This is a genomic window from Nonlabens sp. SCSIO 43208, from assembly GCF_050703575.1.
Classification (GTDB): Bacteria; Bacteroidota; Bacteroidia; order Flavobacteriales; family Flavobacteriaceae; genus Nonlabens; species Nonlabens tegetincola.
In genome coordinates, this window is record NZ_CP065365.1 from 600,908 (window position 1) to 617,147 (window position 16,240).

Sequence of the window (16,240 nt, forward strand, 5' to 3'; positions counted from 1 at the left end):
CTAATCAACTGATAAGATCATTAGGAGCTTGACCATGTGAACGAGTATCTTCTCGTGTTAACCATTTAAAATCATCTGCTCGTTCCACATTATTAATCTTCTGCAACAATTCATCGGGTAAAGCCGTCATTCGACGTGACGATAGATCCATCCATGCACCCATCATTGTTCCTCTAGTAAGGTTACGACCTTTATAATCGTAAAAATTGTGTCTAAAACTGAATAAACTACCGTCTTCACTTAGACCAATAAGCTCACAAGTAACTGTTATTGGTTTCCCTTGATGAACTTCTTTAAAATAAAAAATATTCTCATTAAAGATGACAGGACCTATATTGTGCTCATGCATTTCTCGTTGTCCAAATCCCATTTCAATGAGATAACCCATACGGGTATGACTCATAAAGTTTTGATAGGCACTATTTGCTAGATGCCTATTGGCATCTATATCACTCCATCTTACATCAAATTCTTTTTTGTACATTTTTTATTAGTTTAAATGATTAAAATCCGGCGACTTCACAGCCGAATTATCTTTTAATTTCTTCATGGCTTTCCATAGGAAATAAGCCGTTATTAAAGTGGCACTTATATCTGCAATAGGAAAACTTATCCAAACTCCTGTTTCTCCAAAAAAATTGGGTAAAATCAAAAGTAAAGGAATTAAGATAATCGCAGTTCGTAGTAGGGTGAGCAATAAAGCAGGTATTGCTTTACCTATTGCTTGATAGTAAGCCGCTCCAATTAATTGTATACTTATGATAGGCAAGGAAAGAAAAACAAGACCCAAGGCAAATGAAGTACGATCAATCACTTGTGGGGTGTCTGTAAAAACATCTCCTATAAAATCCGTATTTAAAATTAATAATAGGAAAATGATAGTTCCTAAAATACAAGCCCAAATAATACTTGTGAAAATCACCTCTCTTACACGGTCATACTTCTTTGCTCCATAATTAAATCCAGCAATAGGTAAAAAACCTTGAGTAATTCCAAGTACAGGGAACAATGCAAACATCATCATTCTACCTATAATTCCAAATACAGCAACACTTTCTTCGCCACCCAACTCAAACAATATGTTATTTAAAATTAAGTAAAGCACACTGGTAGTTGCTTGTCTGGATAAGGAAACAAAACCCAAAGCTCCTATTTCTCTTATTATTGAAAAGTTAGGCACAAAATCTTTAATTGAGCACAGCAATTCACTTTTACCAGAAATAAAAAAACCGGCTACATAAAGAAAGCATAATCCATAACTCGCCGTGGTAGCCCATGCGGCACCCATCATTCCCCAGCCTAAATACTTAATAAAGACGTAATCCAGCAGCAGGTTACCTATAGAAGGAATAAGCATGGCTATCATTGCATGAATAGGAGCTCCTTCAGCTCTTATGACATTATTCCCCATCATACACATAGCAAGAATAGGCACTCCATAAAGTACAATGCGATAGTAAATAGCAGCAGGTTCGTAGATGGCTCCTTTTCCACCAAATGCAGGTACTAAATTCTCAATAAATAACAACCCAACAACAACCAAGACTACGGTTATTATTAAGGTGATGCTTATCATATTACCAAAGGTCGTTTTGGCCTTTGAATAATTATTATCACCCATTGCTCGGGATATAATACTTGAGCCTCCTATACCGATCGCCATTCCCAAAGCGGCAATAAAAAAAGATACTGGCAAAACGACGTTTATCGCTGCAATGGCGACATCTCCAATCCAATTACCTACAAAAATGGTATCTACTAAAATATTTAAGGACATTACAAGAATTCCAATACTTGCAGGAATTGCTTGTTTTATCAATAATCCTTTAATTGGTAAAATACCTAAAGACTGTGATTTATTATGTGCTACAGAGGTTTGGGACATGGCGCACAAAGTTACAGCACGAGTAGCACTCTTGTCTTATAAGAATGTTATTTATACGGTGGCTTCAGCTCCTTGTAATGCCCATTCATCAATCCATCTAGACATTACTTTCACCCAATCTTCTCTTGTATTTAAGCATGGAATAACGTGAAACTGTTTCCCACCCACTTCGTGAAAGATTTCTTCACCTTCCATAGCAATTTCTTCCAAGGTTTCTAGACAATCACTTACAAAAGCTGGTGTTGCGATAGCGAGCTTTTTAACTCCACCTAGACCCATTTTTTCAATAGTTCGATCGGTATAAGGAGTTAACCATGGATCAAAGCCTAATCTAGATTGAAATGTAGTGCTGTAGGTACCATCTTCTAAATTTAAGTACTCACCTACTAATCTTGTAACCTCATGGCATTGATGACTATAACAAAACTCATGTGCTGGTGATGGTGTAGCACAACAAGTACCATTCATTTTACAATGACCATTTGTTATATCGCTTTTTCTTATATGACGTTTAGGGACTCCGTGATATGAGAATAAAAGATGTTCATAATCCTTACCTTCTAACGATTCTTTAATCGATTCAGACAATACTCTGATATAATCAGGGTGATTATAAAAAGGAGGCATTACAGTAAATTCCATTTGTGGAAATTGTTCCTTTCTTATTTCCTCGGCTAACACAAGTATGGTTTCAGTAGTTGCCATTGCGTATTGAGGATATAACGGAATAAGTAGAACCTCTTCAACTCCTTGGTCGTGCAGCTCTTTAAGACCATTCTCAATAGTCATAGAGCCGTATCTCATAGCAAGAGAAATAGGCACACTGGTGTATGCATCTATTTTTTCCTGAAGACGCTCTGAAAGGACGATCAACGGACTTCCTTCTTCCCACCAAATCTTACTATAAGCTTCTGCACTTTTCTTTGGTCTCGTATTAAGTATAATTCCTTTTACTAAAAGAGCTCTTAATATGTAAGGTAAATCAACTACCCGTTCGTCCATTAAAAACTCATCTAGATATTTCTTTACATCTTTAGGATCGGTACTATCTGGCGAACCCAGATTAACAAGAAGAACTCCTTTTTTCATTGAACAAATTTAGAACTACAAAATTAACTTTTGTGTGGTCGTTATTATTTTTAGTCAATTACTATTACTTATAGTAATATTTGGAAATTTTAATCCCAATTTACTCCATTTTCATCAATATCTTCCTTCTCCTTGTCTTTATTCAGGTTGAAACCTGATAAGTCCTTTTTACTATATCTAACCCAAATAAAGGCAGGCATTATGATGAAAAAAATAAACAAGGTAGATAAACCTATAAGTTTATGCCCCATAGCAACGGCATTACCTAAATGCACTAGATAAAACCCTGCACCTATAACGATAACAGCTAGTATCAATAAGACTGCAAGGATTTTCAATGGTTTCATTTAACTAAAGGATATTTGACTAATTATTCTACTGTTACCTTTAAATTTAATTCTTGTAATTGCTCCTGATCAATTGCTGCAGGTGCATCAATCATAACGTCGCGACCACTATTATTCTTAGGAAATGCGATGAAATCACGAATAGTTTCCTGACCACCTAGAATAGAAACCAATCTATCAAATCCAAAAGCAAGTCCTGCGTGAGGTGGTGCCCCATATTCAAAAGCATCCATTAAAAAGCCAAATTGAGCTCTAGCCTCTTCAGGCGTAAAACCTAAATGGTTAAACATAAGCGCCTGTAATTCCTTATCAAATATTCTTACCGATCCACCACCTATTTCATTTCCATTAAGGACAAGATCATATGCATTGGCTCTTACATTACCAGGATCTGTAGAAAGTTTCTCAATATCTTCAGGTTTTGGTGATGTGAATGGGTGATGCATCGCGTGATAGCGCTCTGTATCCTCATCCCATTCTAATAATGGAAAATCAATTACCCACAAAGGAGCAAATTCTTCTGGATTGCGCAGTCCTAGTCTTTCTGCCATTTCCATACGTAGAGCGCTTAATTGCGTGCGCGTTTTATTTGTAGGTCCAGACAATACACAAATCAAGTCACCGGCCTGTGCTCCTGTAGCTTCTGCCCATTGAGCTAGATCTTCTTGTGAATAAAATTTATCTACACTAGATTTAAAACTACCATCCTCATTGCACTTTACATAGACCATTCCTAGAGCGCCTACTTGAGGACGTTTTACCCAATCAATTAACTTATCAATTTCCTTACGAGTCATGCTAGCTGCACCTGGAACAGCAATTCCAACTACAATTTCTGCTTCATTAAAGATTTTAAAATCTCTCGCTTTCGCGAAAGCGGAAAGATCACCAAACTCCATCCCAAAGCGAATATCTGGTTTGTCATTACCGTATTTTTCCATCGCTTCCTGATAAGTCATACGAGGAAACTTATCAACCTGGACATTCTTAACTTCTTTTAGTAAATGCCTCGTCATTTCCTCAAAAATGTTAAGTACATCTTCCTGCTCAACAAATGACATTTCACAGTCTATTTGTGTGAATTCCGGCTGCCTGTCTGCTCTTAAGTCCTCATCACGGAAACATTTAACTATCTGAAAATATTTATCCAGTCCACCTACCATAAGCAACTGCTTAAAGGTTTGAGGAGATTGTGGTAGTGCATAAAACTGACCTTCATTCATTCGACTAGGGACTACAAAGTCACGAGCGCCTTCAGGAGTTGATTTGATCAAAACAGGTGTTTCTACCTCTACAAAATCCTTAGATGCAAGAAAATTACGTACCTGCATAGCTACCTTAGATCGGAAAATAAGATTTTCACGCACGGGATTACGACGTATATCTAGGTAGCGGTATTTCATTCTAAGTTCTTCACCACCATCTGTTTCATCTTCAATAGTAAACGGTGGCGTTTTTGAAGCACTTAGAATTTTTAATTCCTTTACAAGTATTTCAACATCACCTGTAGGTATTTTAGCATTTTTTGATTCACGCTCGATTACAGTACCTTTTACTTGTATTACATACTCGCGACCTAACGTTTGAGCGGTTTTCATAACTGTCTCATCTGTACGGTCCTCATCAAAAATAAGCTGTGTAATACCGTAACGATCTCTCAAATCAACCCAAATCATAAATCCTTTGTCACGAGATTTTTGAACCCAACCAGACAGGGTTACCTCTTTATTTACATCGCTCACTCTTAAACTTCCGCAGTCGTGTGTTCTATACATAATATGTTCTATAAGGAGCAGCAAAAATAAACCGATTCCAACGGATATTAAACATTAAATACTTAACATTTTAAATCATAGCAATGACAAAACACGATAAAACATGTGATTTTAAAAATTAATAATATTCTGTTATTCAGAATGATACACCTTTAATGTAAATTTAACGTTACCTAATTGTTGCGTATATGTAATTTTAAAGTTAACTTTGGGTAGAACTTAAAAAGTATAGGTCATGAAAAACGTATTGATGGTAGCAGCATTGCTTGTAGGTTTTATAGTAAGCGCTCAAGAAGAAAACAAGCCCCAATTTGAACAATTAGAAAATGGTATGGTTAAGGCGACTTATTTCCATGACAACGGTTCAATTGCAGAGGAAGGAACATTTTTAAACAAAAAACGCCATGGTGAATGGATTTCTTATGATCAAAATGGTAATAAGATAGCACAGGCAGAATATTCACAAAATGAAAGAAGTGGTAAGTGGTTTTTTTGGAAAGGTGAAACACTAGTAGAGGTTGATTATTCTAATAATGCAATTGTTGCTGTAAACAACTGGACAAATAAGGAGGCAGTAGCCATTAATAAACCTTAATTTTAAAAATTTATACAATAAAAACCTCGCCAAATGGCGAGGTTTTTTTGTTTCTAGTTTTAAGTTCTGAGATCTATTAACGACTAATCTTTAACAAATCTTTGTTTAACTTAATTAACGTATTTGTTAAACAAAATTGTATTTTTACCAAAAGGATTAATTGTTATGGCCACAGTAAAAAAATCTACCGCAAAAAAGACAACTAAAAAGAAAACTCCTAATCGCCAGGATATTATAACGGCTTACATGGAATACGTTTTAGAGCATGAAAAAGAACCTAAAAGTGTATACAAGTTTGCCAAGGAAAATAAAATGGAAGAGCAAGAATTCTATGCACATTTTGGAAGCATAGAAGGTTTACGCAAGGAAATTTGGAATACCTTTTTTACTATGACAATGGACGTTGCTCATAAGAATGAGGATTATGCACATTTTTCTAATCGTGAAAAAATGCTCACTTTTTTCTACACCTTTTTTGAATTACTAACTATGAATCGTAGTTATGTTTTATTTACTCTACATGGTAAACAAAGCATGATGAACAAAATGGATGAACTTAAAGGTTTAAGAAAACATGTAAAGGATTTTGCCCGAACATTAATTCAAGAACGTAATGAAAGTAAGACCAATATTTTACTAGAGCGTTCAGAAAGTATCTACAGCGAGGGCGCATGGATTCAAATGCTTTTCCTTTTAAAATTTTGGATGGATGACGATAGTCCAGGATTTGAAAAAACAGACATGGCTATTGAAAAATCCGTTAATACCATTTTTGATGTTTTTGATAATACACCCTTAGATGCAGTTTTAGACTTTGGCAAATTCCTATGGAAGGAGCGCATGGCTTAAAATCTAAATGATGTAAAGAATTTTAAGGTGTAAAAGCAACTAAATCGTTTTGCAATCGGTTACAGCTATAAGCCTTTTGCATGTAAATCAGGTTTTACATTTTCTTGTTATGAAAACAATTGACAAAATACCTACTAGTAAAATAGGCCGCACTACAGAGCTAGTAAAGACTGGTGCCAAAATAGGTGCCAACTACCTAAAGTATTATTCAAAAAAAGCTGTTAATCCAACTCTTGACCGCAGTACTTTGGACGAGGACAATGCTGCCGATATTTATGATGGATTAAAAAGTTTAAAAGGTAGCGCTCTTAAAGTAGCTCAAATGCTTTCTATGGATAAGAGCTTGTTACCTGGTGCTTATGTAGAAAAATTTAGTTTAGCTCAATTTAGCGTTCCACCATTATCAGCACCCTTAGTTCGTAAAACATTTAGAAAGTATCAAAACGCATATCCTGAAGATATATATGATTCGTTTTCAAAAGATTCTGTAAATGCAGCTAGTATCGGTCAAGTGCACAAAGCGACTAAGGATGGTAAACAGCTCGCTGTAAAAATTCAATATCCAGGAGTGGCAGATTCTATAAGTAGTGACCTTGCCCTTGTAAAGCCTATCGCCATCAAAATGTTCAATTTGAAAGGCGAAGACAGCAAGCGTTATTTTGCCGAAGTAGAAGAAAAACTTTTAGAAGAAACCGACTATGAATTAGAGGTAAAGCAAAGTATAGAAGTTACTGAGGCTTGTAGCCATATACCTGGATTAAAATTTCCATCTTACTATCCAGAGCTTTCTAGCAAGCGCATTATAACCATGGATTGGATGCAAGGAACACACTTAAGTGAATTTGCAAAAACAGATTTTAACTCTAAAACCGGGAATAGATTAGGTCAAACGCTCTGGGATTTTTACATGTTTCAAATGCACGGTCTTAAAGCCGTACATGCAGATCCTCATCCTGGTAATTTTCTAATTTCAGAGGATAATGAATTAATTGCAATAGATTTTGGGTGTATCAAACAAGTACCTGAAGAATTTTACCAGCCTTACTTTGAGCTTGCAGTACCAGAACATATCAACAACCCTGATACATTCAAGGAAAAATTGAAACAGCTAGAAATCCTACGTCCAGACGATACTGATCAAGAAATTGAATATTTCTCTGCTTTATTCCATGAGATGCTTAGTTTGTTTACTAAACCTTTTCAAGAAAAAACTTTCGACTTTTCTGATGAATCTTTTTGGGATGAAATATCCTCTTTAAGTGAGAAGTATAGCAACGATAAGGAATTGCGTAAAATGAACGGTAATAGAGGTAGTAAGCATTTCCTATATATCAATCGTACTTTCTTTGGACTATATAATCTATTACACGATTTAAAAGCAACTGTAAACACTCACGATTATATAAAGTATCTAGAAGAAAAAGGTCTTAAAAATCATAGCGCGCTCTCATAATGTGAGGCGCGCTATTATAAATTATAGTTTTAGGCAGTTTATAGAATCGATACTTAGTTTTTATAAACCACTCCATCCTTCATAACAAAATCTATTTGCTCTAGGATGGCGATATTTTTTTCTGGATTTTCTGTTACCGCTACCATATCTGCATAGAAACCAGGTTGCAACTGTCCGATTTCATTTTCCATATTAAGGATTATAGCTGGTGTAATAGTGGCGCTTTGCAAGGCTTCCATAGGTTTCATTCCAGCTTCTACCATGTAGCCAAATTCCTTGGCATTTTTACCATGGGCAAACACACCAGCATCAGTACCAAAAACAATAGGCACACCTCGTTTGTAGGCTCTTGCAAAGGTACCTTGTATTTGTGGACCAACTTCTCTCGCCTTGGGTACAACCACTTCTGGATAAAAACCTTCTTCCTCTGCTTTGAGTGCAACTTCTTTCCCTGCCGTTATGGTAGGAACTAGATAGCAATTTTTCTCAATCATAAGATCCATTGTTTCTTCACTCATATAGGTACCATGCTCAATGGTTTTAACACCACCTTCAACAGCCCTACGCATGCCCTCGTCACCGTGAGCATGAGCAGCTACATGAAATCCATAATCAGCAGCGGTTTGTGTAATCGAGCGTATTTCTTCAATAGTAAATTGTGGGTTACTGCCGTTTTTTGCAACACTTAAAACACCACCAGTTGCTGTAATCTTTATACAGTCTGCGCCATTTTTATACCTATGTCTAACAGCTTCCCTACCTTCTTCGGGAGAATTAATTACTCCTTGTCTGGGACCTGGATCACCCATTAATTTTTGATTACTACCATTTGTAGGGTCTGCATGACCGCCAGTACTAGCAATAGATTTTCCAGCCGTAAAAATACGCGGTCCCGGCACTTTCCCTTTATTAATAGCATCTCGCAAGGAAATATTTATACCACTACCACCTAAATCTCTTACTGTTGTAAAACCTGAAAGAAGTGTGATTTCAGCATACTTTACTGAGTCATAAGCAACATCTGCTGGATCATCTACATATTTTTGGACATATGCATGTGGATTATATTCTGTCTCCATATGCACATGCATATCTGTAAATCCTGGCATCACCCATTGATCTTTTAAATCTATAAGGTTTATTTGTCCTGTAGGTGTTTTGTATCCCTTCTGCACTGATTGTATTTTATTCCCTTCAATGATTAAAGTCATTTCGGTTTGCCACTCACCTTTTTTGGCATCTAGTAAGTGACCTGCGTGTATGAACGTTGTGGTTGAAGGTTGTTGTGAGTACGCTTTCGCGAAAGCGAGACATACCAACAACATCAGTGCTGCGATATTTTTCATAATTAAGAATTTACAAACTCTAATACTTTGTCTGTTATAAATTTGATTTGCTCGTCATCCAATTCTGTGTGCATAGGTAATGATATACATTCCTTTACTAATCTATTTGTTACTCCAAAGTCCTTTTCTTGATAGCGATCATCGGCATAGGCTTTTTGAAGGTGTAATGGTATAGGATAGTAAACACCGCAAGGAATATCATGTTGGTTCAAATAGGCTACGAGCGCATCGCGATCGGTATCTTTTACAAGTAAGGTATATTGATGAAACACATGACAATCACAGTTATCACAAATGAGCGGCGTGATAATCTTCTCGTTACCAGCAAGTGCTGCCGTGTATTTTCTAGCAGCGGCTCTACGAGCCTCATTGTATTGATCTAGACGACGTAATTTTGATCTAAGAACAGTTGCCTGAACAGAATCCAATCGTGAATTGACTCCTACAACATCGTGGTGATATCTAACATACATTCCATGATTCACGATTCCTCTTATGGTATGAGCAAGATCATCATCATTAGTAAAAATAGCGCCACCATCACCATAACAACCTAAATTTTTGGAAGGAAAAAAGGAAGTGGTACCTACATTACCTATTGTTCCAGTCTTAGACTTAGTACCATCCTCATTTAAGTAGTTAGCTCCAATAGCTTGTGCATTATCCTCAATCACATACAAATCATGCTCTCTGGCAATTTCCATGATTTCACTCATGTTTGCTACTTGCCCAAATAAATGAACAGGTACGATGGCCTTAGTTTTAGGAGTAATGGCTTTTCTTATAGCCTCTGGATCAATGTTAAAATTGAAAGGATTAACATCCACTAGAACTGGTGTAAGCCTAAGTAGCGCAATTACCTCAACTGTCGCTGCAAACGTAAAATCGGCAGTAATCACTTCATCACCTGGCTCTAGACCCAATCCCATCATAGCTATTTGAAGAGCATCAGTACCATTGGCACATGGTATCACATGTTTTACATCTAGGTATTCTTCTAGCTCTTTTTGAAAAGCGTGAACTTCGGGACCATTTATATATGCGGTAGATTCTATCACATTCATGATACCTGCATCTACCTCTTCTTTTATTTTTTCATATTGACCTTTGAGGTCAACCATTTGAATCTTACGCATTTGTAATTTAATTTTTGGAAAAAGTCAATGTTTTGACTCTACTTGTAAAAATACGCAATATTAGGAGCATGACCCAAGCGTATTTTTTGTACTATTTTTGAGTAAAATCAATTGTTTTTTGAAAGTTTTATATCGTATTATAATCGCTGCTGCAAAGGCTGGCTTGCCCCTAATCGGATTATTTAATAAAAAGATTAACCTAGGGGCAAAAGGTCGTGGTGCTACGTGGGATATCCTTGATCAAAAGGTAAAGAAAACTACTCCAAAAATCTGGGTTCACGCAGCCAGCCTAGGAGAGTTTGAACAAGTAGTCCCAGTGCTAGAAAAAATTAATCGAGAAAAATATCAAGTTGTTTTAAGCTTTTTCTCACCTAGTGGTTATGAAAATAAAAAGCATACTTCGCTGGCTGATGTTGTTTGTTACCTACCTCTTGACACAAGAACTAATGCTCAAAAATTCATAAAGGTGGTTGACCCCAGTCTCGCAATTATGGTAAAATATGAGTTTTGGCCACAATACCTTAATAAACTTAAACTTAAAAAGATTCACACCATACTAGTAAGTGGAGTTTTTAGAGAAAAAATGTCTTTTAATTCCTGGTACGGCAAGTGGATGACACCTTCTTTAGAAGCCTTTTCTCATTTCTTTTTACAAGATGAACATTCATTATTCCATCTTAAAAATCTGGGATATACAAATGCAACCGTGAGCGGCGATACTAGGTTTGATCGTGCCAGCCAGCTCATTGAGCGTAGTAACCATCTAGATTTCTTAGATGAATTTCTCGCTAACAAAAAGTGCCTCGTGGTAGGTAGTAGCTGGCCAGAGGATATTTCGGTTATGAAGAACTGGTTAAACTCCAATAGTCAAAATGAAGATTACAAGGTAATTATAGCACCACACGAAGTTCATAGTAATGCGATAAAGCAATTAATAGATCAACTTGATCATCCTGTACAATTATACAGTGAGATTGAAAAAAATAAAGTGGTCGAAGAAACAACTACCCTTATCATTGACAGTATAGGAAAGCTTACTCTAGCCTATAGCTACGCTAGTATTGCTTATGTAGGTGGAGCTATGGGTACAAAAGGATTGCATAATATTCTTGAGGCCGCAACCTTTGGAATACCGGTAGTGATTGGAAAAAACTATGAAAAATTTCCTGAGGCAGGAAAACTAGAAGATTTAGGTGGACTGTTTTCAATAGAAAACAAACAAGAATTCAATGAGATAATCAATAAACTTTTTGAAGATGATTATTTAAGAGACAAAACTGGTATGATTTCTGGACATTGGATTAACAGCAATACGGGTGCCACTCGATTAATACTTAATTATTTAAAAAAATACAATGAAGACATGGTTGTCCATAATTAGCCTTTTTATAAGTTTAATTAATAATGCTCAAGATAACATTGTTGTAGTGGACAATGAAACAAAGGACGGCATTGCATTTGCCACGGTAAGTTTTGGTAACGGTAATGGAACCTTTGCCGATGGTGATGGTGTATTCAAATTCTCAAAGATCCTTTATAAGGATGTTGATTCTTTATTCATTAGCTCGATAGGCTATCAAGAATTAGCTTTATCGTCGAGTAAAATCACAGACACTTTATTCCTCAAAGCCAAACAAAACAATCTGGAAACAGTTATTATAAACGCACAACTTACAGGAAAACATAAACGAAAGAAAAAGAAGGAGCTCGTTCATGATAATTATCATGATTGCTGGCTACCTACTGTAGAAAGTGAAATTGCTGTAAGATTTGATCGCTATGAAAACGCACCTACTCAAATCAAAATATTAAAACTACCTATATTACTAGAAGACACGCAGCGCAGCAAAAATCGTAAACAGACCAGAAGATTCTCTACCATGTTTAGAGTTGTGTTTTACGACGTATCACCAGATGGCAAACCAGTAAGAGAATCTCTGTGGCCTTCAAAAACTTTTATAATTACCCAAGAAGCTGGCGACGTGTACGAGCTGGATATTGAAGATCTCAATATTAATATTCCTCAGGAAGGCATTTTTGCTTCCATACAAGTTTTAGGCTATACCACGCCCAAGGGCGAATTAATAAAAGCAAAAAAATATCGTGAATTCAAATCTAAGTACGGTACCCAAAAAATAGCCACAACTTATAGACCTCTATTACCGTTTACTGACGAGATAGAAGGGAAGAAAACGTATGTACGTCGTATATTTTTAAACAACAAACAATGGACACTTTTTGATTTTTCCTATAATCCAAAAAGCAAATTACTGCGCAGTGGTCATGAAAATTACGGCATGGGCGCCGAGTTTAAAGTGTTCTACAAAGACTAATCCAAAGAAAAAATCTAGACTAAACAGTTACCGCCTTATTCAAATAGTCTCTAAAGGGCATCATCTCTTTATAAACATGCACACAATGATCCATAAAATCGGCTTGCATAATTTCCTTTTGGGTAAGAGAATGCGATACAGCATGTGTTTTTTTACGCAATAAATCAATATGTTCATGATCTTGTGAGAATCCTTTAGGCGCGGTTTTCAAGCTTTCGCCGTCATCGATAAGGTCAAAGGTGTCTTTAAAAGACTTCTTATTAAGCACCTTCTTGAATTCATCGCCGTTATAATCAATAGCATCCCTTATAGAGTCTAGCAATTCCTTTTTAGGTTTCCAATAACCACCAGCCAGAAAAGACTCATTTACACCTATATGGATATAAAAATCACCCTGCTTACCGCTAGCGTTTAAATCTAATCCTGCCCCAAAATGATCTTTATATATTGGCTTGTTAGGATGATATAACAAGTTGTTATTAATTCGATTAAGCGCCTTACGTCCATCAGTTGAAATATAATTATCATCAACTTGCATTAGTTTTTGATCCAGCTCATTCAACCAGGTTATATAATCGTCCCGTACCTCATGGTAGCGTTTCCGATTTTGATCCATCCATTCTTTATTATTGTTTTTTTGCAAATCACGCAAAAAATCAAACATCTTTCTAAAATTCATATTTTAAACAATTTGTGTTAAAATAGTTTCGCTTTCGCGAAAGCGTAAACAATTTAACAGTTTTTATAAGTACTTAATATAATTATAAGACTAACTGCTAGGTGAGCTACATATCTTTGAACAAAACAAACACCGACATGAAAAAAATAGTTTTATTACTTGCGATTGCTTGTACCACATTAGTCGTTTCTTGTAGAGAAACTGAAACTAAAACAGTAATCAAAGAAGTTGAAAAGGAAGCTGAAGAAACTGAAGGAGCTCTTGAACGTGCTGCTAAAAAAGTAGATAAGGAAGTTAATGAAGAGATTGATGAGCAAATAGAAAAAATAGGCGACGATAATTAAAAAATTGCTATGAAAAAGATATTATTAGGTCTATTATTCTTATTCACCTTAAGCTTAACCAGTTGTCGTGACGAACGACCTGGGATGGACAAAGTTGAAGTACAAGGACTAGGTGAAGACGCTAACGACAGCGATGCTCAAGAAAGTTTTGATACTAATCCTACACCAGCAGATAAGGATTAAAATCAAGATTAATCTTATAAAAAAGGCACTTTTAAGTGCCTTTTTTTATGCTTTGGATTTAAAGTCTTGCTAAATTCAACCCATAAGTTCAACACATTTGTTTATTTATCTGTTCGATAGGCTTATTATAATTAAACTTATTTAATGCACTTTTCATTTCAATTTAGATTGATGTTGTAAGAATAGTAAAAACATTTAACCTATATTAATCATGAACAACACTGCTCAGTAATACTGGAAAATGATATTGGTTCTACGTCTACTAACATCCAAGCACCTTCGCTTTGTTCATAAAAACCGATCATGCCATTTTCACCAATGAAAGAACCACTACAACAGCCTGTTTCATCTTCTACACTATACTTTATCAAACCTGTCTCAAAATTCCCACAATCACAGTTTTTTCCAAAAGAAAAGTTTAGAAAAAACATAGATATAATTAATACATAGATTTTTAGCTTCATAACAAATTAATTTAAGAATTGCAGTTTATTAAGCTGTCCTAATTTCTGTTTTTGAAGTTCTTGATTATTCCAAGAAGCATTCTCTAAATACATTTTGTTTTTATTATAAAAATCATCCAATAATTTTTTCCTTTTTGGGTCTGATAATTTATAATTTTTGTTTACCAATGAATAAAAAGTAGCCATTGAGGGGATATTAGAATTCATCCTTGACATGTCATTTATTAAAACATTGACTTGCTCTTCATTTAATTGAGAAGTCCTACTATAAAAATTAGTGTGCCACATAGCTAATAAATTGTTATAATACAATTCCGATCGATGTTCATTTTTTTCAGCTTTGTAAACATCAAACAAATCATCAATTGACAACTTATTAAATTTATCCGAATTCCAGCTGACAGAAGATTTTGGAACTGCATATTTTTCTACTTCTGATGGAATGGTCCCTTTTTCTGAATCATCTTTAATCTGTTCAGAATTGTTAGTACACGCCATAAGTATTATAGCTAGTAAAACAAAATAGAATAATTTATTTTTTTTCATAATATAAAAATTTAAACGTTTTGACCTGAACAACAAGATTCTTGTGCGGCTGCCGGTGAAATAAATTCCCTACCAATCCAATGCCATGCTTCACCCTCATTTACATAAGTATCGTAATAAGCGTATTCACCGACCACAGTCCCAGTACAGCAACCTCTACCATTATTCAAAATTTGGTAATGTGTAATACCTCCTTCAAAATCCCCACATCCACAATAATTGTAATCAGATGTTGAAAAATTTGAAAAAGTCATTAATAATCCAATAAGATAAAATGTTTTCATAATTCATTAATTTCCATAAAGTTAAATAAAATTGCATTGTTTAACTTATTAACAAAATATTGATACTATTGTTAATATTAAAAATTAATTATAGCTCTTTATTTTTTTAATTTCTTCTCTTAAACTTTCTAAACCTTCTTGTAAGCTAATCATAGCTTCTTGACCTTCTCGTACCTCTAGGTCAAAACTTAGTTTTGAATTCACTTCCCATAGTTCTGTAATTTCTTCTACGGGTTGTTCAATAACTGGATATTCTCTATTTAATGAAATCAAGTATACCTCGCGACTAGATTCGGTTTTACGTAGTTTTTTAACTAGAACACTATCAGGTGTTACTACAACATGAATACGATTGTTATTTGCAGCAGCCATACTTTCTACCGCTTTACCCATTACCCATTCTTTAGGTTGTAGTACGGGTAACATACTATCTCCTTTTACTTGAAAAGCTCTATAACTACCTTCCTTATATTGAGGTAATGGTATATTAAAAGCAGGCAATTCATTATACCAATCTGTATCTTGCACATTACTGGCATAACCGGCACTAGCTTTAATAGGCACCATAATCATATTCTCGCGCTCATTTGAATCTAGAGTTACCACTTTTGGTGCAGTACTAGCGCTTGTATCCAGCTTCTTATTATAACTTGTACCATACAGCCACATAGGGTTTATTTGAAATTGCTTTAATAGTTCAACTACTACGCTTCCTGTAATCTTCTTTTTGCCGCGTTCAATATCTGCGGTTGATGATCCAGCTCCTAGCAATTGAGCAAATTCAGACTGGGTTTTACCCAACTCTTCTCTAATTATTTTAAAGCGTTTAGCCTCTATTGGAATGTCTTGTGCCATAAAACAAATATACATATTAATGGAATATTTCCAATTTTAACACTGGAATATTTCCTACTTAATGGAATTATTCCATA

Annotated in this window: 19 protein-coding genes; 7 read left to right on the forward strand and 12 right to left on the reverse strand. The window is 35.3% G+C overall.

The genetic code is table 11. The annotated features are described in order from the left end of the window. Window positions 1-4: 4 nt before the first annotated feature. From I5168_RS02915 to aspS, 5 genes are all read right to left on the reverse strand, one after another. On the reverse strand, window positions 5-484 hold the full coding sequence (locus tag I5168_RS02915; RefSeq protein WP_105017713.1) for an acyl-CoA thioesterase: 480 nt from the start codon (window positions 482-484) through the stop codon (window positions 5-7). Window positions 485-490: 6 nt separating this feature from the next. Further along, window positions 491-1,885 (reverse strand): MATE family efflux transporter, encoded by a 1,395-nt coding sequence (locus tag I5168_RS02920; protein WP_042276369.1) that lies wholly within the window; start codon window positions 1,883-1,885, stop codon window positions 491-493. 51 nt (window positions 1,886-1,936) lie between these two features. Further along, window positions 1,937-2,974, reverse strand: a complete 1,038-nt coding sequence (gene hemH / locus I5168_RS02925) for a ferrochelatase (RefSeq protein ID WP_431472375.1) — start codon at window positions 2,972-2,974, stop codon at window positions 1,937-1,939. 89 nt (window positions 2,975-3,063) lie between these two features. After that, window positions 3,064-3,321: a hypothetical protein gene (locus tag I5168_RS02930; protein WP_060523351.1), complete on the reverse strand. Its 258-nt coding sequence runs from the start codon at window positions 3,319-3,321 to the stop codon at window positions 3,064-3,066. A 23-nt stretch (window positions 3,322-3,344) separates the two neighbouring features. After that, a complete protein-coding gene (aspS, locus tag I5168_RS02935; protein ID WP_105017715.1) occupies window positions 3,345-5,096 on the reverse strand; it encodes an aspartate--tRNA ligase in 1,752 nt (583 codons plus the stop codon). 235 nt (window positions 5,097-5,331) lie between these two features. On the opposite strand from aspS, the gene I5168_RS02940 reads away from it, so the two are divergent. From I5168_RS02940 to I5168_RS02950, 3 genes are all read left to right on the forward strand, one after another. Continuing rightward, window positions 5,332-5,691, forward strand: coding sequence for a toxin-antitoxin system YwqK family antitoxin (locus I5168_RS02940; protein ID WP_042276378.1), 360 nt, complete (start codon window positions 5,332-5,334; stop codon window positions 5,689-5,691). A 165-nt stretch (window positions 5,692-5,856) separates the two neighbouring features. Continuing rightward, a complete protein-coding gene (locus I5168_RS02945; protein WP_085775734.1) occupies window positions 5,857-6,540 on the forward strand; it encodes a TetR family transcriptional regulator C-terminal domain-containing protein in 684 nt (227 codons plus the stop codon). A 109-nt stretch (window positions 6,541-6,649) separates the two neighbouring features. Continuing rightward, a complete protein-coding gene (locus I5168_RS02950; protein WP_338349864.1) occupies window positions 6,650-7,993 on the forward strand; it encodes an ABC1 kinase family protein in 1,344 nt (447 codons plus the stop codon). A 53-nt stretch (window positions 7,994-8,046) separates the two neighbouring features. Here the strand turns inward: I5168_RS02950 and I5168_RS02955 are convergent, their stop codons facing one another. Then, window positions 8,047-9,339 (reverse strand): amidohydrolase family protein, encoded by a 1,293-nt coding sequence (locus I5168_RS02955; protein WP_431472376.1) that lies wholly within the window; start codon window positions 9,337-9,339, stop codon window positions 8,047-8,049. A 2-nt stretch (window positions 9,340-9,341) separates the two neighbouring features. Further along, window positions 9,342-10,475: a DegT/DnrJ/EryC1/StrS family aminotransferase gene (locus tag I5168_RS02960; RefSeq protein ID WP_431472377.1), complete on the reverse strand. Its 1,134-nt coding sequence runs from the start codon at window positions 10,473-10,475 to the stop codon at window positions 9,342-9,344. Between the two features lie 118 nt (window positions 10,476-10,593). Here I5168_RS02960 and I5168_RS02965 point away from each other — a divergent pair, with 118 nt between their 5' ends. Then, window positions 10,594-11,856, forward strand: a complete 1,263-nt coding sequence (locus tag I5168_RS02965) for a 3-deoxy-D-manno-octulosonic acid transferase (RefSeq protein ID WP_431472378.1) — start codon at window positions 10,594-10,596, stop codon at window positions 11,854-11,856. After that, complete coding sequence (locus I5168_RS02970; RefSeq protein WP_431472379.1) at window positions 11,831-12,808, forward strand: carboxypeptidase-like regulatory domain-containing protein; 978 nt, start codon at window positions 11,831-11,833, stop codon at window positions 12,806-12,808. The genes I5168_RS02965 and I5168_RS02970 overlap by 26 nt, the downstream gene beginning before the upstream one ends. A 19-nt stretch (window positions 12,809-12,827) precedes the next feature. On the opposite strand, the gene I5168_RS02975 is transcribed toward I5168_RS02970, so the two are convergent. Then, window positions 12,828-13,487: a DUF2461 domain-containing protein gene (locus I5168_RS02975; RefSeq protein ID WP_060523359.1), complete on the reverse strand. Its 660-nt coding sequence runs from the start codon at window positions 13,485-13,487 to the stop codon at window positions 12,828-12,830. Window positions 13,488-13,624: 137 nt separating this feature from the next. Between I5168_RS02975 and I5168_RS02980 the strand changes: the two genes are divergently transcribed. Both I5168_RS02980 and I5168_RS02985 read left to right on the forward strand, forming a co-directional pair. Then, window positions 13,625-13,831 (forward strand): hypothetical protein, encoded by a 207-nt coding sequence (locus tag I5168_RS02980; RefSeq protein WP_042276388.1) that lies wholly within the window; start codon window positions 13,625-13,627, stop codon window positions 13,829-13,831. Between the two features lie 9 nt (window positions 13,832-13,840). Continuing rightward, the gene (locus I5168_RS02985; RefSeq protein ID WP_157546975.1) at window positions 13,841-14,014 is read left to right on the forward strand and encodes a hypothetical protein; all 174 of its coding nucleotides are present in this window, start codon (window positions 13,841-13,843) and stop codon (window positions 14,012-14,014) included. Window positions 14,015-14,223: 209 nt separating this feature from the next. On the opposite strand, the gene I5168_RS02990 is transcribed toward I5168_RS02985, so the two are convergent. From I5168_RS02990 to I5168_RS03005, 4 genes are all read right to left on the reverse strand, one after another. Next, window positions 14,224-14,445 (reverse strand): hypothetical protein, encoded by a 222-nt coding sequence (locus I5168_RS02990; RefSeq protein WP_060523360.1) that lies wholly within the window; start codon window positions 14,443-14,445, stop codon window positions 14,224-14,226. 39 nt (window positions 14,446-14,484) lie between these two features. Further along, entirely contained in the window at window positions 14,485-15,024 is a 540-nt protein-coding gene (locus tag I5168_RS02995) for a hypothetical protein (RefSeq protein WP_042276389.1), read from the reverse strand. An 11-nt stretch (window positions 15,025-15,035) separates the two neighbouring features. Continuing rightward, window positions 15,036-15,308, reverse strand: a complete 273-nt coding sequence (locus I5168_RS03000; protein WP_042276391.1) for a hypothetical protein — start codon at window positions 15,306-15,308, stop codon at window positions 15,036-15,038. Window positions 15,309-15,392: 84 nt separating this feature from the next. After that, the gene (locus I5168_RS03005) at window positions 15,393-16,163 is read right to left on the reverse strand and encodes a S24 family peptidase (RefSeq protein WP_431472380.1); all 771 of its coding nucleotides are present in this window, start codon (window positions 16,161-16,163) and stop codon (window positions 15,393-15,395) included. Between the last annotated feature and the right edge of the window lie 77 nt (window positions 16,164-16,240).

Bases quoted from the DNA above. Each gene is read 5' to 3' on its own strand.
- I5168_RS02955 (WP_431472376.1), bottom strand. From the start codon at position 9,339: ATGAAAAATATCGCAGCACTGATGTTGTTGGTATGTCTCGCTTTCGCG.
- I5168_RS02960 (WP_431472377.1), bottom strand. From the start codon at position 10,475: ATGCGTAAGATTCAAATGGTTGACCTCAAAGGTCAATATGAAAAAATA.
- I5168_RS03005 (WP_431472380.1), bottom strand. From the start codon at position 16,163: ATGGCACAAGACATTCCAATAGAGGCTAAACGCTTTAAAATAATTAGA.
- I5168_RS02975 (WP_060523359.1), bottom strand. From the start codon at position 13,487: ATGAATTTTAGAAAGATGTTTGATTTTTTGCGTGATTTGCAAAAAAAC.
- I5168_RS02990 (WP_060523360.1), bottom strand. From the start codon at position 14,445: ATGTTTTTTCTAAACTTTTCTTTTGGAAAAAACTGTGATTGTGGGAAT.
- I5168_RS02940 (WP_042276378.1), top strand. From the start codon at position 5,332: ATGAAAAACGTATTGATGGTAGCAGCATTGCTTGTAGGTTTTATAGTA.
- I5168_RS02920 (WP_042276369.1), bottom strand. From the start codon at position 1,885: ATGTCCCAAACCTCTGTAGCACATAATAAATCACAGTCTTTAGGTATT.
- aspS (WP_105017715.1), bottom strand. From the start codon at position 5,096: ATGTATAGAACACACGACTGCGGAAGTTTAAGAGTGAGCGATGTAAAT.
- I5168_RS02945 (WP_085775734.1), top strand. From the start codon at position 5,857: ATGGCCACAGTAAAAAAATCTACCGCAAAAAAGACAACTAAAAAGAAA.
- I5168_RS03000 (WP_042276391.1), bottom strand. From the start codon at position 15,308: ATGAAAACATTTTATCTTATTGGATTATTAATGACTTTTTCAAATTTT.
- I5168_RS02930 (WP_060523351.1), bottom strand. From the start codon at position 3,321: ATGAAACCATTGAAAATCCTTGCAGTCTTATTGATACTAGCTGTTATC.
- hemH (WP_431472375.1), bottom strand. From the start codon at position 2,974: ATGAAAAAAGGAGTTCTTCTTGTTAATCTGGGTTCGCCAGATAGTACC.
- I5168_RS02995 (WP_042276389.1), bottom strand. From the start codon at position 15,024: ATGAAAAAAAATAAATTATTCTATTTTGTTTTACTAGCTATAATACTT.
- I5168_RS02950 (WP_338349864.1), top strand. From the start codon at position 6,650: ATGAAAACAATTGACAAAATACCTACTAGTAAAATAGGCCGCACTACA.
- I5168_RS02915 (WP_105017713.1), bottom strand. From the start codon at position 484: ATGTACAAAAAAGAATTTGATGTAAGATGGAGTGATATAGATGCCAAT.
- I5168_RS02985 (WP_157546975.1), top strand. From the start codon at position 13,841: ATGAAAAAGATATTATTAGGTCTATTATTCTTATTCACCTTAAGCTTA.
- I5168_RS02970 (WP_431472379.1), top strand. From the start codon at position 11,831: ATGAAGACATGGTTGTCCATAATTAGCCTTTTTATAAGTTTAATTAAT.
- I5168_RS02980 (WP_042276388.1), top strand. From the start codon at position 13,625: ATGAAAAAAATAGTTTTATTACTTGCGATTGCTTGTACCACATTAGTC.